Raw genomic sequence first — 26,202 nt, forward strand, 5'->3', positions numbered from 1 at the left:
AAAACCAGTGACGAAGCCCGAAGTTGGGGCAGATCAAGGTAGTTCATTTTCGGGACCGGTTGCGAAACCATCAATGGTAGAGGGATCTGCATGGTATTCCCCGGTGCGAACGGTGCCATTGCGATAGTTATAGAGCTCGATCACTCGGAGCAGTTCCGAGAGTGAGAAACGACAATCTTGATCCGTATCCGCGCAGTGATAGGGTGGACACTCTGGCGTTCCTGAACCGGTTGCAAAACCATCGATGGTCGTCGGGTCCACGTGGTATTCACCCGTGCGCACGGTGCCGTCGCGCGTATTGTAGAGCTCAATCACACGGAGCAGCTCAGAGAGCGAGATACGGTAGTCCCCATCCGTATCCACACAGTAGGTTGACGGCATTTCATCAATCACCAGCGGATCCGGCATCACCATGGTCTGAGGCTGCATGCCATCATAGACCGGGGTCAGAATGGCAGTCAGCATGACCTCACCGTCTTGCTCTTCCGGCACGTTGAGGGTGTAGACGAACTCAAACGGACTCGGGAAGAGTGTGGTCCAAGCCCATTCCAACAATTCAGTTGTCCCTCCCGCTGGTGGAACCTGCCCAACCTGACCACTCGAGGACGCCAGACTCCATGGCGAATCCGCAACGTCATCAGGGAGAAGCAACGCGAATCCCAAAGTGCTGATTGGCTCGACGCCCGTGGGGGTGTGCACCCCGGTATAGTTAATGGTCGTTTTGACCGAAACGGTGCCGCCGGCTTGGTAGCCCGCCCCTTCAACTTGGTGTGCGGCGAAGATATCCACAACCGAGAGGGATGCGGACACTGGATCGCTGTCACCGGCCGGGTTCGAGACCACCACCGAGTAGAAGGCAACATCGTCGATCGCGACATTCTCCAGAACCAACGATGGGGAAGAGGCGCCTTCGATCAGGCTGGAATCCTTGAACCAAGTATAGGCGAGAGGCGGAGTGCCTTCGGCCGTGGCTTCAAGCGTCGCGGAGCCACCAGCTATTGCCAACTTGTCCTCCATTATTGTGACAGCTGGCACGAGTCCTTCGACAATCTGGTAAGTGGCATACGACGATCTTTGCCCGTTCTCGCCCGAGATCGAATAAAGTGCTTCGGCATCGAAAGCCTGAGCCCCAACGAGCCCCTCAGGATAGGTCAGTTCCATATCAAAGGAAGCCGATCCGGAGGGTGGAGAGAAGTAGGCAAATTCAGCCATCTCGGTCGTTCCACGACTAGGAATTACCGCAGGATAGTCTCCGCCTATCACTGAGCCAAACGCCCAACCGTTGGGCAGCGTAATCTTCGCCCCGATGGTCGAAATCGCCACTTCCGAATAGTTCATCGAAACCGAGATAACCGCCGTGCCGCCATTCGGGGAATAGTAGCCGTTCCCACTCAAGCGGAACGCCACCGGAGGGTCTTCCTTTTCGATGGTCAGACTGACGGGATCCGAAGTTTCGCTACTGACTTCGTTGGCCACCACAACCTGATAGCTGCCTTGATCCTCTTCTGCCACTTCGGTGACGACCAAACTGGATTCAGTCGCGTCAGGGATCAGATTACCGTCTTTGGACCACTGGTAGGTGATATCTTGGTCGCCGGAAACAACGACCGTGAAGGTCGCATTTTCGCCCGGTTTGACGATCCGACCGATCGGCTGTTCATCGATACTGACCGGGGCCAACACATTCACCTGGGCCAACGTTGAAACAATCTGTCCTGCCGAATTGGATACAATCACCGTGTAGGCACCGCTATCCGTTTTTTGGGCAGAGGGAATCGAAAGCGTGTCAGAAGTGGCGCCCGGAAGCACCGTCTCATCTTTTCGCCATTGATAGGTTAGAGCTTCACCTGTCGCCGCTACTGAAAGGGTTACTTCAGCCCCGACGGCAACCGTTTGACTCTCTGGTTGAGTGCCAATGGCCGGGGGAGCAAGGGAATCGCCCGCGGTCGTGATCGAGACATCGTCAACGAGATTAACCACTCCCACGGAGCGCCCCTGCAAGACCAGGCGTCCGGTTGCGGTGCTGCTGTAATCAATCCAACCAGCTGCGGAGGTGTGTATCACGGACCCATCCATGTAATAGGTCACCGAACCGTTTTCATTGAGGCGGAAGGAAAACTCGTGCCATTCGTTGACTGTCGCCCCCACCGCAATAACTGCAGCCGATGGCGTGTCCCCCAAATGCACCGTGCCATTGCCTCGATGGTGCACGTAGGGGAGTAAGGGGTCAGTGCTCACGCCTTCGCCAGACGTGACGAAAACGGACAGGTCCCTAGAGTCCAATCCCACAGTGTTGCTAGAGAGATCGGAACCGGCGCCCGAACTCGCGGTGAACACTCTACTTGCTACGACCAACCCCGGCGTGACCTCGAAAGTATGTTGGGTGGTCACACCACTGTGCCAGTTCGCATCACCATTGTTGTTGAACGAGTAGATTCCCAAGACGTTCCCGTCCGACTTGAGCACCGAAGCTGGGCTGCCCCAAGCATGCCAGACCTCGAGGTTGATTTCCCCGGACTCCCAGTCTTCTGTAAACGGAAGTCTCGGCGAATGCTCGTCCAAGAGAGCCTGTCCCGCAATCCGTCGAATATCGTCAATGGAGGCAGTGCCGGTGAAGACTCGCAGCTCATCGATTTGAATACCGCTGCTCACATGCTGAGGATTACCGTTGCGCGCGGAACTATACTTGTAGGCGCCGATAAATCCTTCTGCAGCGGCGAACGTGGCTGAATTGATCGCTGCTTCTTCAACCAAGCTTCCATTGACGTAAAGTCGACGTTGGTTGGCCTCGACGTCCACTGCAGAAGCAAGATGAATCCATCGACCATACAGGTTGCTTAACCGAGAATCGAACTGACCATTGTTCAGGTCGCCAGGATCATACACGGAATAAACGCGATCCGGTTTAGCTTCCGACTCCGGTGCCAGTCCCAAGATAAACCCTTGGGCGAAATCACCCGTTTGGTAGGTCAACACGTTGGCCGCCGGCCTGTTGTCATTCTCATTCGTGAACCAAGCTTCTTCGCTTTCCATCCTCACCCAAGCGCTCACCACGAAGGATTCGTCACCCAAGGGAAAGACGGGAATCGCGATACGATGGTCGGGAATGTTGGGCATTTGCATCGCGAGCCCTTCGCCCGGTCCCGGCACGAATTGAACGTCGCCACCCACAGATTGCCCGTCCAGTTCTCCCAGCGCGTCGTCGAGAGAGTTTTCGAATGAGTATCGAACCACTTCGACCAAGTCCCAAGAAGGCACCAGTGATTCGGACCAATTCAGGATCTCGGCCTCGGACATGACGGACGCGCGAACTTCGAACCCACTGAGACTACCCGTGAAAGGGCTATGCGGTAGCTGGCCTTGGAAACGAGTCGCACCAAAGCGAAGGATTCCTCCATCGGTGTAATCTGCCGTGGAACTTATCGTTTCGCTTCCTTGCAACTGACCGTCCAAAAAGAGGCGCGCGACACCGTTTTCTTGGTCCAGTGTAACAGCGAAGGTATGCCACTCACCATCGTTGTAGGAGTTCTCAACGTTTTGGGTGATTACCCAACCGACATGGCCAGATGACGAATAGCGACCGCCAACACCCAACTTTCCGTTGGCGAAGGCGACATCAACGGCAGTGAATCCATCGTAACCACCCGAATCATAGGTGCCGAACAAGGTGCCGCCATCCGTGGTCGTCTTGAAGGCCATGAGAACCGTGTGACTCATGGGCGGAGTGTCCCCAAAGATTTGGTGGTCCGAGGGTCCACTCAAGTAGGACGATCCGTCAAATTCCCACGACGGCAGTCCGTCGACAGGACCAATGCCAGCGGTGACCCCTTCGTTGGAAATATCGGAGTCGAGCAATGTGGGCTTCCAATTCCCCGTATAAGCGGGCACGTGCAAACGGTAGAGATAGGACTTGTCTTCTGCGCTCGCGTCTCCGCCCAACAAGTAAATGTAGTCCCCCTGTCGAGTCGCCGCGCCTCCGTTGAGGTGCTCCGGTATCGCCTCATCCAGTTTGACCAAAGACGCATCTGCCGCGTTCAACTTGAAGAGCGACAATACGGTGCCTTCCGCTTCCCTCAGGATGAAATAGCAGTCTTGCTCACTATCAACCCAAGCGAGGTCGCCGAGGGTAGCAACAACATAGCCCGCTGGGATATCGGCCAGCTCAGTCACAACCCGCGTGCTCGGATCGTAGTAGGCTACCTTTCGATTACCCCAGGAAATGAGGTAAAACCCGCCGAGCTCGTCGTAAACTGAATACAACGAATTAGCTGCCCAAGGGAGCTGGCCAACGGACTCAAACATTCCGCTCACTGCATTGAATTGATAAATACTTCGAAGGTTACTACCGTTGTGCCCGCCAAAGAAGTAGACGTTGCCCTGGCCGTCACTGGCAGCGGACACATCCCAGGTATTTTCAGGATACCCGACGGCAAGTTCAGCGGCGGACGGAGCCGCTGGGTCGAATTCCACAATCCTGCTGCGCGAACCCCAACCGCCGCCGCTGGAAGGACCGCGAGCTGGACCGAGGTAGATCTTTCCGTCACCGGCTGCTGCCGAGGACAGTCCCCACCCCATGCCGTAGGGCAACGAGGCAGAACTCTCCGTGAACAATGACGCGTCTGTATTCCAACGGAATACCTTCGCGGACCCGGAGGAGGCGCCGTCCAGACGTCCACCGAAGATAAACAACGAATCGCCCATCGCTGCCATGGTCGCGTCGATGATGCGAACAGGCAGTTCAGAGACTTTTTCAACAAGAGGATGATCCGGCGAATCAGACAGCGTTATCGAATCACTTCGCGTCATCGATATGCCATTGCCGTTGCGCAACTGAAGATAGACCGTTTTGAGCTCCAATTCACTGCTCAACATAAAAACCGGCGCACCCATATACGGCAACCAATTGGAATCTACAAAATTTTCATTCTCACTGACCCGGTATTCGTCAGGCACACCGCCACTCCAAACATGATTGAGTGTTACGGTGCGGCTTCGGGTAGATTCGCCCCCCCCATTGATATCAAAGGATTCAAGCGAAGGAGGCCCCGCATCTACTTCACTAAAATGTGCGATCACTTCCATATCTGCCGTAACCCCTATCGAAAGGGGATTCTGTGTCTTAAGCTCCTGGGTGGTTATAACTCCTAATATCGCCCAGCGATCAAACTTCATCCCAGTGTGCGGAATTGCGGTAAACTCGACCATTTGCCCGTGGGTATAGGCTGACGCATCCGGACTGATTACTACACTTCCGCCTTCACTTGGGGACGCACTCGCCGAAACGGTATAGGAGAGAGGCTCAAACTCCGCGATGAGCGTAATACCACTGGATACGACTTCCACACTTCGTTCCGCTGCTTCGTGACCATCCGACCACCGGACAAAACGATACCCCAAACTTGGTTCCGCGCTGATGGATACGATTGACCCCACATCGTAAACTCCGCCGCCCACTACATCGCCACCAGCGAACGGCGAACGTTGAAGAACGATGACTGCCGTATCTGGCTCGGGTTCGGCCACAACGAGGGTCGTCGACACGAAATTATAGCCCTGCTGGTCCAACTGTCCGCTCCCCGTTGAAACGGGATCCCGCCTATCAGCTATCGTCGCGCGATATTTCAGCGAAACCGTGGCCCCTGGGGTCGCATCTGAATCTATGGCGAGTGGCAACCGAATTGAGTAAGTGGAACCTGAGGAAACGCCTCCACTTCTCCACCCGGAAACCAAGGCCTCTTGTGAATTGATTAATTCGCCAGCCGAATTGTAAATTTCGCTATTCTCGGGGTAATAGGTCAATGCTGAGTGCCACTCCGAACCGCTCAGCTGTCCCACGCCCACCAACGATTCGTCAAACGACACGTCCAAGTAGGTGTCGACATCCGAGAGGGTAGTTCCAGTGCTGGTCAAAGACAGGATAACTTCAACGACCTCCCCCGGAACCGGCGATTCATTCGAAACTTCAATCGATACGACCGGGGTTGCCTTCGCTTGAAATTGATTAAAGTCCACGTCCGCTACGTTGCCATCGACCATTATGGTGCTGCTGGCAAAACTCGCACTCCCCTCCGCAAAATAATCTGCATCTCCGACCGTGACAGTCCTCGCTCCCGCGGGAACGCCAGTCAAATTATACGTGCCGTCGTAGACCGTCACAGCCGATTGCCCAGTTTCAGTTGAGACCGTGACTCCTCCAACGCCCGAAAACGGGTAATTCCTGGAAGTCACAACTCCCGAAATAGTGTAGGTATCAATCTCATTAAAAGCCAACGAACGCTTCCAACCCACCAACGATCCATTCAGTTCCCCTCCGCCGTCCCATACACCACTCCCAGATACAGTCTCAGAATAAAATTTTATCGGTCCCGAATGCCCCGCAAATCGACCCAGTTCCCCTCGATCCACCCTCAAAGTAATCCCATCGTCCCGCTCAGGAATCCAATCCCATGTCACGGTGGTCGCATTAGACAATGCACTAAAAACATAGGACCCCTCCGTAAAGTCCGATGTTGTGAAATAGAATTCGGATCCGACTGCACCCAACGTCTCAACCGGAGACCTCAAATTAGTTTCTCTAAGAGTTTCACTTGTCATAAACGAATGACTAAATGGCCAGGTGTAATAGACTGTTTCATCGGGAATAAACGGATCCAAGAATGTAAACTGCATCTCAGTTTCAGGACTATTATTTTTTATATATTCACCAGCACTATAAATCGCCCAGGATCCAGCACTATGAGCGATGAATTGAATCCTATCTAAATTTTGAGCACCAACCTTCCGAACGATCTCCTCCCCCAACACCAGTCCATGTTGATAAGCCCTTTCCGCTGCAGTAATTGCGTAATTTTCCATTGCCACCAAAGATACCGCAAGCGGTGCTAACACCACGATAGCCGCCGGTATCTCTTCACTGGAAGAACCTGCCTGAGGACCGACCAACGAGACGAAAGCAGCATCATCTTCTTGATTGGGAAACAACGGGGGCCACCACTTCGCCGTCCTTGCATCATGGGACCAGTCATACCTCACCACGCTCCAATCATCCATCAAGTGGTCTTGACCAACGATTTTATGATAAAGGTAATTTAGTGAATCATCCTTATTTGCGTCCCGCTCCACCGTAGGGCTCCCATATTCGGCAAATCCATCCGTCCACCCATGAACTAATACAATTATTTTTCTGTCTTCACTGTTGAGCGGACGCCCCCCTTTACTATCAACACGGATCGGATGATCACCACTTACACGAGAGCGCAAATCATGCAACCCTTGACGACTCGAATCGCGAAGAGCATCAAATCTACTCGGATCAGGATCCAATCTCCTAATATTATATGGATCACCCTCAACCCCATCCCAACTCGCCAGAAAACCCATCTGCTCCTTAATCGCATAATTCGGAGCGACCATTTCGTCGGATTGCTCGTCGTATCCATCCCACAAACCCACGACAGCTTGATATTGACCGGCTTTCAGGTAAATTGGCAGTTTTATATTTTCGAACCGATACTGGAATTCTGCCCCTGGCTCAACAACTTCGGTTTCAACCGGAGGAACGTCCCACCAGCCGTCCGGCCAATCCCCTGCCCCCGGCTCCTTGTAGCTTAAACCAATCCAAAACCGGGCGGGAATGTTACCGGTATTTTTGCCATTAACTGTCACACTAACTGTATTCCCGGGCGATACCACCGCGAGTCCATTTATAACAGAGACGATTTCCGCATCTTTGGTCTCGTCCAAATCCACGTGCAATGTTCGCTGCGAACCCCAATGCGCTGTATCGGTCGTCTTGCTACCACCCGTTAGGTTATTGGTAATTACCTTGTATACAGCGAAGTAGTCCCCGATTACAGCCGGGGTGAAGGCAGGTAGATCGATGTCTTTTTCCTGCCCGGCAGCTATCGTTACACTACCTGATGTTTGGCTGTAGTCTGGAGCGCCAAAATTTCGGGTCCGCGATAGTCGCGCCTGAACCGATACGCTACGACTTATGCCGGAGTCATTGCGCACCCGTATTTGCGGTATCACGGATTCACCTACTTTGATTTCGTAATTCCCATCCTTTAACTGAACGCCGCTGGTTGCATATGGCAGGTTCCGCACGAAATGCAGCGGGGAATCCACCGTCACGGTTTCATCAATCCAACGCTCCGACTCATCCCAGGGATTGTCGCTGTTGGAGGTGGTATGGGATGCCCATACAGTTTGCTCTCCGGCAGGCACCAGCGTTACCACCGCCGGATTTCCGCTGCCTGTCCGACCACCAATATACCACTGCACATTCTCCGGATCCGCTCCGGTGGCGGTTCCATCCAAAGACAATGTCACGGTACGAGTATCAGGCTCCACCAACAGCGTCCGTTGGCTTCCCCAGTGCGCGGTATCAGTCGTCTTGTCGCCGCCGGTCAGATTTTTGGTCGTCACCTTGTAGACCGCAAAATAATCCCCTGCCTGCGTCGGCGTGAAGGAGGGAAGATCAATGGTCCTTTCCTGACCGTTCGTAATCGAGACGCATTCCGAGGTTTCATTGTAATCCAGGCCGCTGAAGCTCTTCGACCGCGAGAGTCGCGCCTGCACCGTTACGCTCCGGGTTGTGCCGGAATCGTTGCGCACCCGTATTTGCGGAACCACGGATTCCCCAACCAGGGTTTCGTATTGATCATCCTTGATCAGGACTCCGCTCGTCGCATACGGAAGATTTCGTTCGAAATGCAGGGGAGAGTCCACCGTCACCGTTTGGTCGATCCATCGCTCTGCTTCGTTCCACGGATTGCTGCTGTTATTCGTCGTGTGCGACGCCCACACCGTTTGACTTCCCAATGGCACTTCGGTCACCACCGCGGGATTGCCGCTGCCAGTCCGACCACCAACATACCACTGCACATTTTCCGGATCCGCCCCGGTGGGGGTTCCATCCAAGGACAATGTCACGGTGCGGGTGGGTGGGTTCACAACAACATCGTATTCCGCGACATCCCATCCCTGTTGATCCGTCGTATTGCGGTTTTCTCCTGAAATCGATATGTCATTGTAGTGATTCCCGGCCTTGTCGTTCATGGTGACCCGAACCCGAACCCTTAACGTTCCGCGCCTGTCCGGAGTCACTTGAAACGACGCTTCCCGGCGCTGCCCCGCGGGCCAGTCGTATTCCACGAACTCCACCAGTTCGTTCTGCGCGGTCATGGTGCCGCCGTTCATGCGATAAATAGGAGAAAAGCCAGGATTTCTATTTAGCCGCTGGTCCGCCCATGACGCGCTCAACCCCGAAACGTTGAGGTCGCGATCCGAGTCATCTGACCAATAGAGTGAAGCCGTGATCGAAGAATAATCACCGGCCTCCTGCCCGTCATTCTCCGCTTCAATCTGAATCGTTATGGGAACGCCGACCTGAGCGGGATTGGGAGAAATGGACACACTACGCAAGTCCGGGTCCGGCAACGGATCCGAGACGGTCACTGACCCCACAAACAACGTTTTTTCGCCCTGGTGATCGGTCGTTCCCGAGGTAGGAGCAGTGTAGGCTCCACCCGCTGAATCCAACAGATACATTTTGGCATAAACTCGGTAGGTGCCGGACTCGTTCGCCCTGAAGCGAACCGAAAGAGTCTTGCTCGTTTGCGCAGTCCAGTTGTTCCACACCGGCTCCACATGCAAATACTGCGCGGTATATGCACCATTGCTCAAGGAGTCGCCCTGCCACCTTTCGAAAAGGCCCGATGACCCGGAGGCGGTGACTGATTCGATGGATAGCTCCTCATCTTCACCCTTCGCCTCTCTTATCTGAATAGTAATCCCTCCTTGGCTGGCGTTGGATCCCCACGTGTTTTTCCCGGTGATGGTAACCGTGAAGGTCCCGCCGGTGGAGATGTTTTCGCCGGCTATTGCATCGCTGGTTATCTGTTGCGCGCTCAACGGCAACGCGCAAAACACCCCGGCGAACCACACGGCCGATGAACGCAAATTTCGCCAGAGCCGAATGCCTAGCATCGATTTCGACCGGGGCAGTGAAGAAAGGATCGACTGAAAGATTCCTAAGCTAGCCATACGCTCAAGTTTTAGAGATCTCCCAAGCATTCTTACGTCGGAAATTCAGAATGCGGAAATAACCGCATACTGTTCCTCCTGCCCACCGACATTTTCCTAGTCCAAGTTCTTCCAATTAAGTTGCCGGCGAATTCTCTGACATAGGCGGTTCTTAATTTGATAGATCGCGTTTGGCTTCATCCCGAATCCTTCCGCAACTTCGCTAACCGGACGTTTTTTGACGACATATGCCTCGAAAACGGCCCAAGTTCGCTGATCGATATCTGAACATTTTGAAACCTCGAGCAAGGCCTCTTCGTAAATCGACTCGCGCCACAGCTGCATTTGATCTTCTCGCAAACTGGACTGCTTGGCCTCTTCAATTTCCATCGGACTCGCGGAGTCCCACGGGACATTGGAATTTTTCAGTCCGCGTCGAAATACACCCATCGCCTTGCGATGAACAATGGTCAGCAGGAAATTGCGAAACCTCCCGCGAGATCGGTCGTATTCAAATTTCGGCAGGATGCGCATCAGGTCCACCATGGTTTCCTGCAACACGTCTTCCGCCTGGGTCTGGGATAGCCCCAGTTTCCGGCCATACCGAATAATCGCCGCCCAATAGTTGTCGTAGAATTCCTTCCAGGCCTCGTGAGCATCCAGTCGTTGCACGCGCTCCAAGAGTGATTCGTTCGTGGTGATCATCGTATTCGGTCGACGAACTACGGATTTTCCACGGCGTAAATGACCGTCGGGAGTTGCTCAAGGCTGGGCAACGGTTTGGCAGATTCCAGGGTCAAGGTCCAAGCGCTGTCCCGCACGTCGGAGGTTGAAACCGGATCGATCACCAAGCGCTGCTGGATCGTATTACGCTTGGACTCCGCTATCATTTGGAAGATTCGTCCCTCGGACTCCACGATGATCCATCGGTGTGGGAGTGCCGAGAGGACAAAGTTGCGACTGACTCGGGAACCTTGGGTATCACCAGCGTAAGCAATCTCCCACTGCCGCCCCTTGGTCGATGTGAGCATGACTTGGATTCCGCTACCCAGCGCGAGCCTAATGGCGGTAACTTCGTCGGCCATACTGGACAGCTCGACCACCCAGTGCCTTCGCACCACGTCCACCGGTGAGCCTCCACTGGATACGCTTCCCGAGGGCGGCAATTCATGGTCCAATCTCCAGATATTGGCACGCTCTTCCGTCCACCGAGTCTTATCACTCTGACCAGACCCAAGTTTCCGCACGGTAAATTTTCCTGTGCTCGGAACTGTCGCAAGAATGGGTGGCGTGCTCGTCCAAGAACCAAGCGCAAGTTCCTGCTCCCCAACGTAAGCATGAGCGAGGAAGAAGCGAGGAATTCCCCCCGGCATCCGGGTCACCTCGTATTGTCGTTTATCCGTGAATGAAAACTCCCCCCCTCGCGTTACCATCCTGCTATCCCGGTAGAATCCGCTCATCTCCGCCCAAAGCTGCGGCCAAGGTCCGGCGTCGATTTTGAGTTGGTCCCAATCCGCCACCTCAGCCACCTCTCCCAGCTCAGCCCGGACCATCGCCCGCCGGTCGTCATCAGCCGCATACTGCGCCTCCGTCGACCGATAAACATGGTCCTGCTCCCACGGCCACTGGAACTCCGCCGTATGCACGATCGGAGCAATCGGAGGATCATCCTCCAGCCAAAGGCTGAGCACTACTTCGTCATCCAGCGTGCGACGCCAAATGCGAAGGTCATCGAGCACGAAGTCACTTACAGAGGTAAGAGAATGTTGGTCGTGGCCCAGAATGAGGGAATAATGTGGCGAAATACTCAGTGGCAGCGCCCGTTCGATGGTTCGGGTTCCTTGCTCCTGACCGTTGAGGTAAAGGGTCACCGCGAGATCGTCTACCGCCACCGCGAAGTGAAACCACTCGTCATGCGACGTCGGCAGAATAGTAGCAACCTCCACGCCGTCATCCCCCCAATACCCTCGAAGTCCCGCCATCAGGACACCTCGATTCAGCGCCACGCTGAGTCCCAACGCCCCCTGATCGATCGGACGCAGCTCCAAAAACTGCCCACTATTGCCATCGGCCCTCACCCAACCGGCGACGGTTAGCTTGTGCCGGCCGTCCACGGCAAAGTCTTCCTCAAGTGGATAGGTGATTAAACTGCCCCACCCTATTCTCGCCGCCGCCTCTTCACGCCCGAATCGATCCGGAACCCACGCTACCCGCGACTGGGTCGCTTGGGGCAGGTTTCCAACCATATTGACCGTCGAGCCATCGAACGGAAATTGGCAGACCATTTCGACCGCCATTGAACCGTAGACAAAACGCGAACCTGGTAGGCCGGCTTCTTTAGCCCGTGAGTCGCTGCCCGTTCCGGATTCCTTACCAGCGATCAAGTTCGACGTGGTCTTTGCCACTTCTCCAATCTCCCCTTCGCCGGACGAAGCGAAATTATTATCGCTCCCAAGTCTAAGCCACAATGCCAGCCCCACCGCTCCTGCCGCCAACAAGCCCCAACGCAGCCAGTCGCGATGCCGAGATCGCACAACCCCAAAGGCTTTCGCCGCCCTGCGCGATTTGACTCCGTTCCCGGAAAGCTGGCCGACCAGTTCACCGACACTCGACGGTCGATCCTCGACCTTTTTGGCTAGGCACCCAGCAATGGCCTCTTCCCAATACAGGGGAATTCGCGAGCTACTACCAAGGGCCTCCCGTTTGCGGTTGATCAACATCGGCGTGCGATGGACCACTTGGGTGAACAAGTCGCCGCGAAGAAACGGAGGCTCTCCCGCCAGCAGCTCGTAAAGCGTAGCCCCCACCCCGTAGACATCGTCTCCGGTGCAGCTGAGCTCCCCCCAGAGCTGCTGAGGACTCATGTAAACCAAGGTTCCTCCGGACGCCACCGTGCTCACTCGCGCCAAAGTTTCCGTCGTTTGCGCCGCCACTCCAAAATCCGTCACCTTAATCACCCCCTTCTCAGACAGGATTAGATTAGCCGGCTTGATATCCCGATGCACTACGCCCTGCCCATGGGCGTAGTCCAAGGCAGACGCCAAATCGGGCAGCCATCGCAAAATGTCTTCCGGCGCGGCTAACTCCTCGCTCAGACCCAAACGCCAAGTCGACAAGGTCCGCCCAGTGACGAGTTCCATCGCAATCGCCAGCCCGGCTTCACCCACGTGCAAGTCGTGCAGGCGAACGATGTTGGGATGATGTAACTCTCGGGTGCGCCGCACCTCGTTGCGAATTCGGCGCATGCCGGCCTCATCCCAACGTAGAACTTCAGGCAGCACCTTCAGCGCAACCCGCTCCTCCAACACCCGATCCTTTACTTCCCAAACCGACCCCACGCCGCCACGGCCCAACATCCGCACAAACTCGAAACGATCAAACCAGACGACTCCCGGTTGCGGGGTACCGAAATGTTCCGTGGGCTCATCCGGTAAGCGATGGGACATTACTCCATGAGAAACAGTTACTTCGATCACCGGGCAAACAAAACCAGCGGCAAATCACCACAGCCGCGCTCTCTCCGGGAGAGAGCTTTCTCACGCGCTTTAACTATTGAAGCGGTATTCAGATTCTTACTCAGAAATGAAATAATCTCCGCAATACTTCGGAAACGGGGCGAAAACAGATCCGAGCACGTCTGCTCGACTGACCGTGCGTAACCGCGACCCCGATGGTCGTAGCCGCATCGCGAATAACCCAGGCGGCTATTGTGGGAGATAGGCGCATTGAAATCGAACAGGTTGCGCACCACCAGCCCGACCCTGAGTGCGGGTTCCGGCCACCAACCCAGCGATAGGTGAGTGAAGATCCCACTGCTCAGGTTAATCTCACCATCCACCGCATGGCCCCGACCCACTGAGCGGCCGATGTGGTTCGACTGCACTGAGGTGTTCCACTACCCGTGCTGATAGCTGCCGATCGCCCCCCCCCGCCAATGCGGCGCACCGGAATCTCCAGCCAACTGCCGGTTGCCACAGAGAGGATCCTCGCGCAAATCAGACACTTGGAAAGTCGCCACAAAGTTCATCCGCCATGACCCGTCACTGGCATCAGACCACGACGGCTTAGCAATGAAGTCCCAAACCTGCACCGAGGCCTCATTGATGTTCACATGACTATCATCAATCTGGCGTATCCCCCTAGGGCGTGTCTGGGAAAGACCGGAACAGGCAAAGTATCCATAACTGGGATACAATTGTTTGACTCCACTCGGTGCTCTGTTACGGATCTCGTTGTGAATCAGCAACCAAGGTTCGTCCTCGGCGATGTCGAGTGGGGCGAACTAAAAAAATTAAAGCCCGGCGTGATCAACTGACCGGGGCGAAGCGCTGTGGCCGCACGTGTAAAAACATGCGACTGCGCATTGAAGCGATCTTGTGGATCCTGCGCACAGGGGCTCCTTGGCGAGATTTGCCCGAGTATTTTGGCCACTGGAAGAGCGTGTATGATCGCTTTCGAGCGTGGTCTCAAAACGGTCTGTGGTCGGTGCTCTTGGCCCAGATCAGTGCTCAGGCGCGGGATGATGAATAACCCCAAGATTCATCAGTGTTTGTCCTTCCGAGCTTTTCCGACGCGTCGAATGTCGCGAGAATCAGCACGAGCACGTAGCTCCCCGTGGAGTTGCGAGACGCCGATCACCAACGTGCGAAGCTGCTCCAGCAGCGCGTCGATCGATTCCGCACGACGAAGCGCCTCGACATGACGCACTAGAGGCGCGTCAGACGGTAGCGACACGGCGTTCCATTCGAGACTTTGGAGGCAGTCCGTTGCTCCGTGAATGATGAGCGCCAGAGCCCGTAAGTTCGCCGGCGAAGAAAGGTCGTCGGGCCTCCCGCTGGCGACACCCTTGGCTAGTCGAGCGACCAGAGCTTCATGAACAATTTGCGACGCGTCGCAATCTAGCCGTGCTTGCTCTGCCGCGAGGAGCGCTTCTTCCGCCTTAGATATCGCAGTGCTTACTCGCCTGCTTCTCTTCCGTTTACTGCTCATCGATTTGCCCTCCCAAGGCATGTGGTAGGCCACTGCATAAACTTGCTGTCACAGCTCGTAGATCCGTCCGTCCGCCAAACCCTGAAGAAGGAGTGTGTTCCCGCCCTTGATTCAGTTCGTCCAAACAAACCCGACTTCAGTTGTTCCGATAGGGTACCATTCGCCCATCGTGTTGAACCCGATTTCGCGGCGCGTCGCCTAGATGAACTCCCCAAAAGGTTGTGAACCTGAGACACCCACCGAATTGGAGAGTGATTCGAATCTCCCCGAGGGGGCTGCCGTATTTGTGCGTCGACTACGCAACAACATATTCGAACGAGTCCCAGGCCCGTGCAATTAGGGTGAAAGGAAACCGCCCTAGGCTCCTTCGTGAAAGTCGGATCCGCGCTCAAAACAGTTCTCCTTGGCACCATGAACTGTGGTCCAGTTTTTTGGATTTTCTCTGCTCAGGCTCCTTAGGCATGGCAGGACGAATCGCGGGCAGAGATTCTCCCGTCGCCGCGACGCGTCGCGCACGAGCCCGTTCTTTAGCCAGTGCCTTTAACGCACTGGCCAAACCGTAGATTCTGGGACCGAATTTAGCGACGGCCGCCTCAAACAAAGGCAGTTGTTCCGGGGTTAGGAAAATCCGACGTTCAATCAGTTGCCCTTTTGTGAGCGCGCGCATCTTCGCGGCACGTTCTCGGTCCTTTTCACGTTTGATGGTCTTTTTGGTTTTCATAGGAAGGGGGGGGCGCAGCTACAGCGCTGAAAGCGCTTCAAGCACTTTGAGAACGGCCGGCCGCTTTTTCACATCGGCCCACAATGCGAGCATTCGCCGGTCGTCTTCGCTCTCCGCCACCATCACCACAGGGGAAGGCTTTGTGTCTTTCCGATCGCTGGACGGACGAAGTTCCGCTGCCATCGCGAGAATGGAGTCTGGACGAAGCCGAAGCTCCGCCGCCGCCTTGCGATCGAGTTGCTCACCTTGAGCGACCAGTCCAACCAGAATGCCAAGATCGTAACGCAAGACTCGGGCGTTGAGGCGGTCGGGTTCGAATCCTCGGATGGGCTCCCAACGAGCAACGGTGCGCGAGCTCACTCCAAGAGCAGCTGCAAGTTCCTCACGCGTGAGTTTCAGGCTATGGTGGGGCACAGCACAACCGACCAAGCCAATCTCCAGCTTGGGTGGTATGGTTGGAAGTCGACTCCTCCCCGAAAACGAGCAGCCCGGCCGCCCCCTTGTAGGGGGAGCTTTGATGCTCGGACTATCGGTCGGAGGTTCCATCTTCTACTTCCCATTATGGCGGACAGATCCGGGGGTGTGCCCAAACCGGCACCAAGCCCGCCCCCCGGAGTACACGGCCCTCGAAATCCACGGCTATACGGCCCACTAGGACTCCAGTCATCCAGTGCTGCGCGTTGGGAACCACGGGGCACGTTGGACGCGAACGCGGCTGGATCGCCCCCCCCAATCTCGCACAGATTGCAGAATCCTCCCGAACGCCTCGGCGTCTGAAAATTTTGTCATGAAACCGCCATAGTGGCGGCCTCCCACACAGCAGGTGCTTATAGGATTGGGGGCTGGATAGACTGTATGAATCGCGGAACCGCATCGGCCTTTACCTAATTATGGCGAATACCGTGGGGGGGGGGGGCCCGATACGCGTGGGGACCTGCAAATCAGGTCTGCCGATGCAACGTCGGTTGACTGCGCGAGCGCGGCTCTTCCGTGCCGGACAAAGGGGGGGGGGCGTTGGCCGGTTCATCCGGCGTCATTTGCCATAGCCCTCCTCGCGCGCACGCGCGCGCGAGTTTGACTGGCACCATCGACCCGTTACCAGAAATCGCTTTCTCTCGAGACCCCGCCGTCCCCCCCCCCCCCGCGCCCGAAGCCCGCAGAAGGCCCGAATCAGGGGCTCGAGGTAGCCGCAATACTGCAAAAAGAATGGAAGCCACCGGAGGCCCCCCCGGGGGGTGCGCGAGCAGGCGAAAGGCCGATCAGTTCACCTCGTGTATCTCTCCCAGCGCGACGCCGGTGGTGCTGTTCACACCGGAGACGGTAGCCGTGCAGGTGCCGGGATCCAACCCAACGAGCACGGCCGAATCCTTGTCCTCACCCACCAGTGCAGTCCGTGAAGCCCCCGTTCCCTACATTATGGGGGCTTAGTGGGAAGGTGGGGCGAGTCGGCAGGAGGACTGGGAAAATGCGGTGATTCAGGGGGCTATTCGCCGCAGAATGTGCGGCGAATCGGGCCCCGATCTGAAAGTTATCAAAAAACGCTAACTTGGGGTAACTTCGCTATAAATGGCGGCGACCAGTGGGGAGTGCGGTTTCCGTGAGGCCCGAAAAGGAAGCCATATTGCTATCGTTCTCGATCCTTCTGATCGACGCTGCGGATGGTGACAAAAACTTCGCCGCAACAAACCTATGCGAGCGACTTTGAGCGCGTGGGTAAGGAGAAGGTTTGGGAGGACCAAATCAGCAAGGAAGAGTTGGCAAATTCTTGGAAACCAAGGACGATAACCACGCAATGAATACGGACTTCTCAGTCTGCCGCGACACCTCGAGCGGGATGCTCGATCCGGGTAAGGTTGCTGCACTGTTCAGGTACTCTTTGGATGAACTGGCTGCTCTGCTGAAGGTGTCGCCGACGGAACTCATCGGCCAGAGCGACTCCGCGAGGATTCAGACCCTACTAGAGCCGTTTGATCAGGTCGCGCGCTACTTGGGTTGGTGCCGAGACAAACCCGAGCGATTTCAGGCATGGCTGGCTGATCCTAATCCAGACTTCGCCTCAATCGGCAACGTACAGCCATCTCCGCGGAAGCTTTTAGAAATGGGGCACATTAAAATTGTCGCAACCTACGTACGGAATCGATGCCTCGGCCTACCCTCCTGATGGGCCATCTCAGCCTCAAGCCAGTCGTTGGTTCTAGGAAATCCACACTCCCGAACAAGCAAGTTTGCCATGATTCCACTCCCGAGATCGTGGAGGAACAGTTCGCAAATGGGTTTGATTGCCCAGCCGAGCGAATTGTCGTCCTTCTCAGAATCAAGGCTGAGAACGTCGCCGCGATTGAGGAGTCTTTCAGCGCTCCGATGCCTTGGTTTCCGGCAGTGTTTACGGCCAGGGAGCGACATGCCCTCCTACCTAGTAAGCGCTCCTAGGATAGATGATGGAACGGCACACCGCCGCGCGAAGACGACGAACCAGTTCTCGTAGAAAAAGGTACGGTTCGCCTAGAATCACATTCAGGAAAGCACCTTCGCCGGATCGAGCGAGGCAGGCTTCCGCATCCCTCCGATCGCACGGACTGCCTCCGCAATCTCGTCGTCATCCACGTGCAGGTAACGCTGGGTCGTCGAGCAGCTCGCATGACCCATGACCGCCCGGGTCAGATTCAAGTCGTGTTGCGTGATCGAGTAGATTCGGCGGCAGAAGGTTTTCCGCAGGGTGTGCGTGCCGTAGACGCCATCGTCATCAAGCCCAGAACTCCTCAGCACCGCGTGAACAATGTCGGTAAGTCGCTTGCCGCGAAAGCGGCTGGGAAAGAGGGGTAAATTCATCGGCAACTCGCCCTCCCCTGCTCGATCCATCAAGAATCGGTGCAGGCAATCCACCGCAGCATCGTTCAACGGGACAATTCTTGAGGTCACGCCCCGGCGGCGAGCACCGCTGCCACCCTTCATCCGCGCACGCGTGACCTTAACTTGGGGACGCACTCCCGCTCCATCCCACACATCGCCGACATTGAGCGACAGGAGCTCGCTGATCCGAAACCCGGTCTGCAGCCCCAGCGTAACCAAGGCTTGGTCGCGGAGCGGGAAATCGGAAAGAACCGATAGGACGAGCGGGAGTTCGTTTTCGAGGATGGGTTTTCGACCTGGCACAGACCAAGTTGGGGCAACTCACCCCGGAAGACGGCGCCCGTCACGCTGCCCCATGCCGCTATTCCACCGCACCGTCCCGGCATCCAGGTCGATGTCGATACGAGCCGGTTCCGCAGCGGTGCTACGCCGGCGCCCAGGATTGAGGATAACCGACTGACCAACTCGCCCCACCCACCGCTTCGGCTGATGCACGTGTCCCGTCAAAACGAGCCGCGGTTTGAGCAGCTCAGCATCAAGGTAGTCGCGCAGGCCAATGTCGCCCCAATCCACACCTTCGGGCCTTTGAATAGCCGTGCACGACTTTGCCGGCGGCTGATGGCTGAGAAGCAGATCGAAATCTCCCCACATGGGCGCCTCACACCAATCCGAGATCCCGATCCGTAGACCATGGATTTCCACGACGGACTCCTTGGTGCCAATAGTCCGAGCTCGCAGCTCCTGAATCCAATCGGCCGCGCCATAGGGCAATTCGACGTCACGGGTATCGTGGTTCCCCGAGCAGATTAGCAACTTGCCCTGCAAGCCCTCCCCGAATTTCCGAACCATCTCAATCTGCCGATCGACCGGTGTGCGCAGGGCTTCATCGATCAGGTCTCCGGTCAAAGCCACGAGATCGTAGTTCGCCGCGTTGCGGGAAACCCAATCGAACCACGGCTGATGTCCATGGAAGTCGGTTACGTGCAGAATTCTCATCGTCACCAAGTTGGGCTCGTCGGGCGCGCGTCAAACGCCACTACCATTTCCACTCTTTCGCTTCATCGGAATCTTGAGCGGCACCGCATCCGGAGCCGACTGAAGAAATCGGCGCAGACCCTCATGGAGAGCGGGTTGAACGATCTGACACAGCCCGGTCCCCGTCTCGTAACCGAGGTAGCATCGCGGATACACTATCTCGTCTCGTGAGGGATTCTTGGGACGCGGCCTAGGCACCAGGACTTTGTTCGCATCGCCTGAAGTGTATCCATAGGTCGCGAGACATTCCACCGCACGACGAAACACAAAGAGAAGCAGACCGGGCCATGGACATTGGGTCCACCACCCACGTGCATCCATGGCGATCGGCGTTCCTTGGTTGTCGCCAGGAAACATTACAATGCCGAAGACCCACCTGGTGGTTGGTAGGTATCCCAGCTCGAGGTGCTCTTTCATTTCACTGAAAGGAGCGTGCCACGATTCCTGACCACCAAGTTGGCGCCATAGGGTATAAGTCGAACGGGAACCAGGAAGAGCATAGGCCATGCGATCCGCGAGGCAGAGTTCCTCGATGAGATCGGGACGGACCCTGAAATGCCACGGCTCCGGAACCCGCAGATAGATGCGATTTTTCGGAAGGTTTGAGTTCTCCATGACTCAAGTTGGCAACTGGCCATGACCACTTGGCCGGAACTGTGAATCCGAATCGGAGCGCATTGGGGTTTCTTGGAGGAATCGATCCCTCGGTTGCTCAAACCGACTGAAGACGGAAATAAGGGTGGATTCCCAGCGGATCCTCCTCTTCAAACACCTCGTTCTTTTTAGGGCCTGTAGCTCAATGGTTAGTTCCGAGTTCCGCTAGGCGGGACGACTCCCAGCATCGAATTTCGATGCTGGCACAGGGGACCCTCCCCTGCGGATTCACGCGATTCGAATCGCGTCGACCAATGGGTGACCAAGCCAAGTTTATGGGCCTGTAGCTCAATGGTTAGAGCAGGGGACTTTCACGGGTCGCCAGTGGGGAAACCTGTTGGTAGTCAGGTGTAAATTCGGTGAACGGCCTGTCCGTCAGGACGACCCAACGCCGAGCCAAGCTCCACTTCGGTGGAGAAGGTGTAGAGACTATAATCACCCACCTACCGTTCGGGAAACCGAGTCACGGTGAAGGCATAGTCCAGACCACGAATCCGACCAGCCGGTCAGAGCGGTGAAAACCGAAGTGGTAAGCATAATCCCTTGGTTCCGGGTTCGACCCCCGGCGGGCCCACCATTCGTTGCTCAGAAAGAATGGTGAATGGTCACGTTTCAGTATGTTGGCCTACTCATAAGCCGCGATGGCCAAGTGGACTATCGGTCGCTTCAGCAACTAAGGTTCGACCCATGGGAGGCTTCGGTAGAAACCGACGATTATCTGAAACGACTCATCAAAGTCAGCAAGTGGGTGCGGTAGCTCATCGGCCAAGGTGTGATAGTCGTGTTTGGCACGTTCCCTCACTTCTGGGGAGCCTAGGGAGTCAATGCTCGGTTCAATTCTGCGCGAACGGGATTTAATCAAAAGGCTTCCGTGAAATTGGCCGAGGTCGAACTCACACAGGTGGACGCTGCGAATCATCAACGTGGGCCATCAGATTTCGGGAGGGACCTCGGTCTGCTGCCAAACCCAATCACAATTAATCTGCCACGAGTTGAACCAACTCGGTATGGCGAAGTGGTTTGAATTATGTGGTCAAACGGCGGCTCGGTATCAATCGCCCACTGCCCCGACCCCTCCACTTTATGCAACGTGTTGCATGGAGATTGATTTGCCGCGGACAAGCGTCAACGTTGTCCCTGGTTTCCCCCTTACCATCGACTCGACTCGCCGGTGATTTCACCCACCCCGATCGGTAACCCCTGGCCCCCAACCCCGATGAAAAACGACCTCGCCTCCCTCGGTTCGGCGTCCGCGCCTTCCATGGAGACCATTGCCGCCGCCGCCGGTGTTGCCACCAGCACCGTTTCCCGCGCCCTCAAGGGCGACGCGCGCATCAGCCCCCAAACCAGCCGGCGCATCCGCGAGATCACCGAACGCCTCGGTTACCGCCCGAACCCGCTGGTCTCCGCGCTCATGACCCAGCTACGCTACGGCCACCCGCCGGTCGCACGCTGCAATCTGGCTTGGTTGGACTTCTTTCCCGGCCCGGAAGACTGGCGCGACGACCCCGTCCAGGTCGCCTTCTGGCAAGGTGCCCAACGCCAGGCCCAGCGCCTCGGCTACGCCATCAACCGCATCCGCACGCAGGACAAATCACCCAAACGTCTCGCCGGCCAGCTGCACAGTCGCGGCATTCAGGGCGTGCTGGTGCCGCCGTTCGATGAGAGCGACGGACTCGCCACCACCATTCCGCTCCCGCTCGACTCCCTCACCATCGTGGGGGTAGGCACCCGATTCGAAAAACCCGCACTGCACTACTCCAGCGACGACCAGTTTGAATACGGTCGCATGGCGGTGCAGAAACTTTGGGAACGAGGCTATCGCCGCATCGGTTACGTCGGCGAACCACGCGTCGAAAAATTCGTCAACGGCCGCTTCTTCGCCGGCTACTACAGCACCCTCTGCAGCGAACTCGGCGGCACCCCGCTGCCGCCGCTCGTGTCGGCCCGCGACGACGACGCCATCGAGTGGCTGCGCCAAGCCAAACCCGATGTGATCGTGACCGCCAACCGCCGCCTGCTTTCCGTGTTGCGCAAGGCCGGCCTGCGGGTGCCCGACGACGTCGCTCTGGCCCACCTCAACATCGAGGATGTCGAGGGCGCGTCTGCCGCCGAGGTCGCCGGCATTCGCCAGGACAATGTCGGCGTCGGCGCCAATGCCGTGGAGCTCCTCGTAAGTCTGCTCTACCAAAACGAGAGCGGTATTCCCGTGCATCCCCGCGGCATCCAGGTCCACGGGGTGTGGGTCGATGGTCCGACCGTGAGCCGACCCAAGCCGGAACGCCAGACAGCCACCAACTGAGCGACCTCCTTAGCCGCTCCCACCTCACGTTCCATCCTGCCCGGCGGGCTCCCTTCAGGAGCCCGCTTTCATTTTTACAGTCGCAGCAGCGGCACCAGAAACGCCTTCGTTCCGCTCTTCAAAGTAGGCAAAGCCCATCAACTCATCGCGCACCGCCGCGATTTGCGAACGCATGATCGGCGCGGAATAGAGCGAGCGATGCTCCGCCAGTCCGTGCTGCGCCATGAGGGCCTCCAGTCCGTCGTTGGCGGCTTCGATCGCCTCGATGGCCTCGACCACATTAAAGCGGCCCGGCGACGTGGGGGCGGGCGGCCAGCGGGCATCGCTGACGTAGGCCGTGGTGATCCGACGCATGACTTCGCGAAACTCCACGGTATCGCGCAGAGTGGCACCGAGGTGATCGGCCACCGCTTCGAGCCCTTGGTGCACACTGCGGCACACCGGATCGAGGATGCGGGCATGCGGCGTGTTGGCCCAGGCCTTCGCCGTGCCGCCGTGCCATGCACACCCATTCTCCACCCGCTCAAAATCGCGGCCCGACACCACCGGATAGGTGGCCACGGCCTGGCTCGGGGTGATGAGTTCGAAATCGAGGTCGCGGGCCAGTTGCAGCACTTCCGCAAAACGGCGCAAGCTGTCCGGCGCGGGCTCGAAGAAGCGCGCCTCGCCAAACTGCTTTACATAAAAATAGGCGGTCGTGCCGATGTATTCGGCGTCCTCCGCATAAGGTAGGATGAAGCCCTGCCCCCCTGGAATCCGATCGCGCCAGCGCACGAGCGTCTCGCGCACTTCGGCCAACGAGATCGGTTCTTCGCGATTCCCTTCGGTCGCGCCCATGAGATACCAGAGCAGGATGTTGCACATCATGTCCGAGCGCAGGACGACCTTGAGGCCGTTCGCCAGCTCACTCGGCTGAAAGAGCGCCCGCAGGATCTCGGGCCGATCCGCGATCTCCTGCTCGATCTTGAAGAGCGCGTTTTTGTTGCTGTGCCCGCGCACGTCGAAGCGCAGCCCCGTGGCTTCCCGCAGACCGGGCACACTCGACAACAGAAACGAATCGGCGTCACCGATGAGGGTCTCAAAACCCGCCTCCCGATAAATGTCGGGAATGAATCCCGCCCAGCTGCACTCCGGATTCCAACCGGTCACCGGGCGCACACCGGTCAGGCGCTCCCACGTGTCGAGGCCATTGCGCAACGAATCGAGACCGATCACCGGATCGATGTTGGCCAGCATGATGTGGGTCTGCGGTGACGCCACCGCCTCGATGCGCCCGGCCTTGATGCCGGCCACGAGTTTTTCCAACACCTCCGGCGCTTCCTCCGCCACGATTTCCAAGGTCTCGCCCGAAGCCTCAAAAGCGATGGGGGCGTTCGCGCGCTCCGACATGTCGAAGAGCGGTCCATAGGATTGGCGGGCCACCCACGCCCGTTGCTCGGGACGTAGCTGGGAATACTGCAGGTTGCCGTGGGGTAGGAAAATGATTCCGGGTCGCATAGATGAGGCCCCGATTAGCCTACGCCCACCCGGGACTTGCGAGGGCCCGCGCGTGCAATGCCTTGCACATGCCCGACGCGCCCCGGCTCGCCTGCGAGGTTGGGTTACGGCGCGTCGCTCGGACGGTCCGGTCGCGCCGGAAAATCGTCCGTCAGGGGCCGCCCAAATTCGATCGCCCCCATGTCCGGGCCGTCACCGGCAAAGTCGTCGTTAAAACCCGGCAGCCGCACGCCCTGATCACTGCCCGGCGTGCCCGGAGCGAGGGCGACGCTCCAGGATCGCTCCGCATCCAGCGGTGCCGCAAAGACCGGCACCGCGTGCACGCCGTGGGTTTCACTGCCGTCCACCGCCCGCACCAGTCCGTTGAACAGATCGTAGTCAAAGTCGTTGGTCGGCGAAGCCTGCCCATCAAACACCGCGATGTTCCGGTCCATGCGCGTCCACAGCACATTGTTGCGGCTGAAAATCTGGGTCTGGTGTTTGTTGGCCGCGGAGAGACGCACCCCGCCGGTCGCCCCCGAGGTGGCATCGAATCCGCCCCACGGTTCCGGTTGCAGCACCGTGTTGTGCAGCACGTAGGTGCGGCCGTGAGCAAACTCCGCCTGCCGCGGATCGGCCCCCAGCTTCAGGAACAACTGCCCTTTGTAGGACTCCTCGTCCGTCCCCGGTCCGCGCCGCGAGTGCAGGTAGATGTTGCGATAAATGTAGGCCGGGCCGAGCGAGGTGGTGGCCGCGCCGATGCCCACGTAGGTCCAGTCAATGACGTTGCCCCAGCAGCGCACATTCTGGTTGGCGCCCTCCATCTCGATGCCGTCGTCCCAACAGTGCGAGATGCGGTTGCCATGGATGTCGGAGTCCCGCCCCGGAAACCCGGCGTAACCGAAATTATGATACTCGCCCATGGCGTCGTTGAACATGTGTTCGAAGTCCGAATAGATGTCGTTGTGGCGGATGACGATTTCGCCGTCGGCGTTGATGAAGCTGATCGCCTGCGGTCCGATCGGGTGCTTGCTGCCCTTGCGACTGGCGCGCGGCTGCAACCACGAGTTGGCGTTGGCGCGCGGGTGATGCAGGCGGTTGCGCTGAATCACAATGCGGCGCAGCACGCGCGGCGCGTCGTCCTCCACGCGGTGATAGATCGCCGAGTCGAAGTTCCGTCCCCAGCCATCCTCAAGGTCCTGCCCCCAGCCGGAGATGTCGCAGTCTTCGATCACCACGTGTTGCACTGTGCCCAGCTCGATGCCGTGCCGGCGCGCACCGACCAGATCGAGGCCTCGCACGATGACATAGGGCGCGTCGATGCGGATGTTTACCTCCGCCTCATTGCGTCCGTCGATGCGGCTGCGCGTGCCCGCAGGTGAGGTGTAGACGACATAACCCGACTCCGCACTGCCGCCTTCGCTTATGACCAGCGTCTCGTGGCTCAGCGCCGGTAATTCCACCGTCTTCGCCACCGGCCAACGCTCCGCCCAGGTCTGTGTTTCGAGGCGCACTTCCGGCCCGTCCGGCAGGAGCTTGAGGCGAATCTCGTAGGCCGTGCCCGGCGTCAACCCGACCAGACTACCGCGGTATTCCCGGCTGCGTTCCGGTCGCTCCGGATGTTCCATGGCGTCGAACCACAAGGGCATGGCCTCACACCAATCCGCGTCTCCCACCGCCCGATACGACACCGCGCAGGTGCGATCCGCCGCCCCTTCCGCCGGTCGCCAATAAAGCCCGATGTTCTCAAACGTCGGCACCGCCTGCGGCGTCGCTCGCACCAGTCCCGCACTGAGGGCGACGAGCAGGACTCCGCCCGCCAATCGCGCCAACCACCCACGGCCAAGGATTCCGGAAAGGATCATGCCGTCGACATTGGGACGCGGCCCGCACCGAGACCAGTCAATCACCCGCCGCAGCATACTTCGTCTCATGCAACGCCTTGCAGAAAGCCCGACTCACGCAGGCCGCCCGACCTCCATTCGACGCGCCTGCCCGCTTCGCGTTTCACCTCTAAACCGCCCCGCAATTCACTCGCCTTGCCCCCTCGCACAGGCGCCCTGAAATCGCCCCGATTACCTGCGCAACGGATTGCACATGCCACTGCGTTGTTCACCTTCCCGGGTCACGCCTTTATTCGAGTTGCAAC

General features: G+C 57.5%; 12 protein-coding genes and 1 pseudogene. 3 read left to right on the forward strand and 10 right to left on the reverse strand.

Translation table 11 applies throughout. The annotated features are described in order from the left end of the window. Positions 1-33 precede the first annotated feature (33 nt). From K1X11_RS13040 to K1X11_RS13050, 3 genes are all read right to left on the reverse strand, one after another. Entirely contained in the window at positions 34-10,047 is a 10,014-nt protein-coding gene (locus tag K1X11_RS13040) for an immunoglobulin domain-containing protein (protein ID WP_221033172.1), read from the reverse strand. Between the two features lie 96 nt (positions 10,048-10,143). Beyond that, the gene (locus K1X11_RS13045; RefSeq protein WP_221033173.1) at positions 10,144-10,731 is read right to left on the reverse strand and encodes an RNA polymerase sigma factor; all 588 of its coding nucleotides are present in this window, start codon (positions 10,729-10,731) and stop codon (positions 10,144-10,146) included. A 17-nt stretch (positions 10,732-10,748) separates the two neighbouring features. Then, positions 10,749-13,472 (reverse strand): protein kinase domain-containing protein, encoded by a 2,724-nt coding sequence (locus tag K1X11_RS13050; RefSeq protein WP_221033174.1) that lies wholly within the window; start codon positions 13,470-13,472, stop codon positions 10,749-10,751. Between the two features lie 865 nt (positions 13,473-14,337). Here K1X11_RS13050 and K1X11_RS13055 point away from each other — a divergent pair. Beyond that, a pseudogene (locus K1X11_RS13055) lies at positions 14,338-14,520 on the forward strand (transposase); the annotation flags it as partial. 883 nt (positions 14,521-15,403) lie between these two features. Here K1X11_RS13055 and K1X11_RS13060 read toward each other — a convergent pair. The 3 genes from K1X11_RS13060 to K1X11_RS13070 all read right to left on the reverse strand — a co-directional run bounded on the left by K1X11_RS13060 (position 15,404) and on the right by K1X11_RS13070 (position 17,118). Continuing rightward, positions 15,404-15,736, reverse strand: a complete 333-nt coding sequence (locus tag K1X11_RS13060) for a hypothetical protein (RefSeq protein WP_221033303.1) — start codon at positions 15,734-15,736, stop codon at positions 15,404-15,406. 18 nt (positions 15,737-15,754) lie between these two features. Next, positions 15,755-16,024, reverse strand: a complete 270-nt coding sequence (locus K1X11_RS13065; protein WP_221033302.1) for a hypothetical protein — start codon at positions 16,022-16,024, stop codon at positions 15,755-15,757. 971 nt (positions 16,025-16,995) lie between these two features. Continuing rightward, complete coding sequence (locus K1X11_RS13070) at positions 16,996-17,118, reverse strand: hypothetical protein (RefSeq protein ID WP_255600028.1); 123 nt, start codon at positions 17,116-17,118, stop codon at positions 16,996-16,998. Between the two features lie 410 nt (positions 17,119-17,528). On the opposite strand from K1X11_RS13070, the gene K1X11_RS13075 reads away from it, so the two are divergent. Beyond that, on the forward strand, positions 17,529-17,897 hold the full coding sequence (locus K1X11_RS13075) for a hypothetical protein (protein WP_324725976.1): 369 nt from the start codon (positions 17,529-17,531) through the stop codon (positions 17,895-17,897). Between the two features lie 353 nt (positions 17,898-18,250). Here the strand turns inward: K1X11_RS13075 and K1X11_RS13080 are convergent, their stop codons facing one another. Together K1X11_RS13080 and K1X11_RS13085 are read right to left on the reverse strand one after the other, a co-directional pair. Continuing rightward, entirely contained in the window at positions 18,251-18,889 is a 639-nt protein-coding gene (locus K1X11_RS13080) for a tyrosine-type recombinase/integrase (RefSeq protein WP_221033193.1), read from the reverse strand. An 18-nt stretch (positions 18,890-18,907) separates the two neighbouring features. Beyond that, positions 18,908-19,582: a metallophosphoesterase family protein gene (locus tag K1X11_RS13085; protein ID WP_221033192.1), complete on the reverse strand. Its 675-nt coding sequence runs from the start codon at positions 19,580-19,582 to the stop codon at positions 18,908-18,910. 1,909 nt (positions 19,583-21,491) lie between these two features. On the opposite strand from K1X11_RS13085, the gene K1X11_RS13090 reads away from it, so the two are divergent. Beyond that, positions 21,492-22,577: a LacI family DNA-binding transcriptional regulator gene (locus K1X11_RS13090; RefSeq protein WP_221033191.1), complete on the forward strand. Its 1,086-nt coding sequence runs from the start codon at positions 21,492-21,494 to the stop codon at positions 22,575-22,577. A 54-nt stretch (positions 22,578-22,631) separates the two neighbouring features. Here the strand turns inward: K1X11_RS13090 and K1X11_RS13095 are convergent, their stop codons facing one another. After that, positions 22,632-24,074 (reverse strand): polysaccharide deacetylase family protein, encoded by a 1,443-nt coding sequence (locus K1X11_RS13095; RefSeq protein ID WP_221033190.1) that lies wholly within the window; start codon positions 24,072-24,074, stop codon positions 22,632-22,634. A gap of 104 nt (positions 24,075-24,178) precedes the next feature. Continuing rightward, positions 24,179-25,918 carry a right-handed parallel beta-helix repeat-containing protein gene (locus tag K1X11_RS13100; RefSeq protein ID WP_221033189.1) on the reverse strand — a complete coding sequence of 580 codons (1,740 nt, stop codon included), beginning with the start codon at positions 25,916-25,918 and terminating at the stop codon, positions 24,179-24,181. Between the last annotated feature and the right edge of the window lie 284 nt (positions 25,919-26,202).

The sequence above is a fragment of the Actomonas aquatica genome (assembly GCF_019679435.2).
GTDB classification, from domain to species: Bacteria; Verrucomicrobiota; Verrucomicrobiia; order Opitutales; family Opitutaceae; genus Actomonas; species Actomonas aquatica.

What these genes read in the sequence shown, in the direction of transcription:
- K1X11_RS13060 (WP_221033303.1), bottom strand. Translation starts at nt 15,736, where the DNA reads ATGAAAACCAAAAAGACCATCAAACGTGAAAAGGACCGAGAACGTGCC.
- K1X11_RS13090 (WP_221033191.1), top strand. Translation starts at nt 21,492, where the DNA reads ATGAAAAACGACCTCGCCTCCCTCGGTTCGGCGTCCGCGCCTTCCATG.
- K1X11_RS13040 (WP_221033172.1), bottom strand. Translation starts at nt 10,047, where the DNA reads ATGGCTAGCTTAGGAATCTTTCAGTCGATCCTTTCTTCACTGCCCCGG.
- K1X11_RS13085 (WP_221033192.1), bottom strand. Translation starts at nt 19,582, where the DNA reads ATGAGAATTCTGCACGTAACCGACTTCCATGGACATCAGCCGTGGTTC.
- K1X11_RS13050 (WP_221033174.1), bottom strand. Translation starts at nt 13,472, where the DNA reads ATGTCCCATCGCTTACCGGATGAGCCCACGGAACATTTCGGTACCCCG.
- K1X11_RS13045 (WP_221033173.1), bottom strand. Translation starts at nt 10,731, where the DNA reads ATGATCACCACGAACGAATCACTCTTGGAGCGCGTGCAACGACTGGAT.
- K1X11_RS13075 (WP_324725976.1), top strand. Translation starts at nt 17,529, where the DNA reads ATGAATACGGACTTCTCAGTCTGCCGCGACACCTCGAGCGGGATGCTC.
- K1X11_RS13095 (WP_221033190.1), bottom strand. Translation starts at nt 24,074, where the DNA reads ATGCGACCCGGAATCATTTTCCTACCCCACGGCAACCTGCAGTATTCC.
- K1X11_RS13100 (WP_221033189.1), bottom strand. Translation starts at nt 25,918, where the DNA reads ATGATCCTTTCCGGAATCCTTGGCCGTGGGTGGTTGGCGCGATTGGCG.